The sequence below is a fragment of the Mangrovibacterium lignilyticum genome (genome assembly GCF_010882175.1).
Taxonomy (GTDB): Bacteria; Bacteroidota; Bacteroidia; order Bacteroidales; family Prolixibacteraceae; genus Mangrovibacterium; species Mangrovibacterium lignilyticum.
On the sequence record NZ_WKLH01000015.1, the window covers coordinates 1 to 1546 of the forward strand.

Genomic DNA, 1546 nt, shown 5'->3' on the forward strand with positions numbered 1-1546 from the left:
AGGCCGCAGTCATCCAATGCAGGTGAATCGACATAACCGATCACGATGTCGCCTTCGGCGGTACAGTTGTCTGTTGCTGTTGCCATACCGGATTCGCCGTCGAACTCACAGTCTACGATCATATCCTCTGGACAGCTGATAACTGGTGCTTCGTCATCTTTGACTGTGATCATCTGCTCACAGCTCGATGAATTGCCGGCACAGTCGGTTGCGGTCCATGTGCGGGTAATCATACCCAGGCCGCAGTCATCCAATGCAGGTGAATCGACATAACCGATCACGATGTCGCCTTCGGCGGTACAGTTGTCTGTTGCTGTTGCCATACCGGATTCGCCGTCGAACTCACAGTCTACGATCATATCCTCTGGACAGCTGATAACTGGTGCTTCGTCATCTTTAACTGTGATCATCTGCTCACAGCTCGATGAATTGCCGGCACAGTCGGTTGCGGTCCATGTGCGGGTAATCATACCCAGGCCGCAGTCATCCAATGCTGGTGAATCGACATAACCGATCATGATGTCGCCTTCGGCTGTACAGTTATCGGTTGCTGTTGCCATACCGGATTCGCCGTCGAACTCACAGTCTACGATCAGATCGGCAGGACAGCTTATTACCGGTGCTTCGTCATCTTTTACTGTGATCATCTGCTCACAGCTGGATGAGTTACCGGCGCAGTCGGTTGCAGTCCACGTACGGGTAATCATGCCCAGTCCGCAGTCATCCAATGCAGGTGAATCGACATAACCAATCACGATGTCGCCTTCTGCGGTACAGTTGTCTGTTGCTGTTGCCATACCTGATTCGCCGTCGAACTCACAGTCTACGATCAGATCGGCAGGACAGCTTATTACCGGTGCTTCGTCATCTTTAACTGTGATCATCTGCTCACAGCTGGATGAATTGCCGGCACAGTCGGTTGCGGTCCATGTGCGGGTGATCATACCCAGGCCACAGTCATCCAATGCAGGTGAATCGACATAACCGATCACGATGTCGCCTTCGGCTGTACAGTTGTCTGTTGCTGTTGCCATACCGGATTCGCCGTCGAACTCACAGTCTACGATCATATCCTCAGGACAGCTGATAACCGGTGCTTCGTCATCTTTAACTGTGATCATCTGCTCACAGCTCGATGAGTTGCCGGCACAGTCGGTTGCGGTCCATGTGCGGGTGATCATACCCAGGCCGCAGTCATCCAATGCAGGTGAATCGACATAACCAATCACGATGTCGCCTTCTGCTGTACAGTTATCGGTGGCTGTTGCCATACCTGATTCGCCGTCGAACTCACAGTCTACGATCAGATCGGCAGGACAGCTTATTACCGGTGCTTCGTCATCTTTTACTGTGATCATCTGCTCGCAGCTGGATGAATTGCCGGCACAGTCGGTAGCAGTCCACGTACGGGTAATCATGCCCAGTCCGCAGTCATCCAAATCGGATGAATCTACATAACCAATCACGATGTCGCCTTCTGCGGTACAGTTATCGGTGGCTGTTGCCATGCCTGATTCACCGTCGAACTCACAATCAACGATCATAT

General features: G+C 52.1%; 1 protein-coding gene. It reads right to left on the reverse strand.

Going from position 1 to position 1546, the window contains the following annotated elements:
* Positions 1-1546, reverse strand: a 1546-nt coding sequence (locus GJV22_RS22080) for an HYR-like domain-containing protein (RefSeq protein ID WP_205462011.1), incomplete at both ends; no start/stop codon positions are given.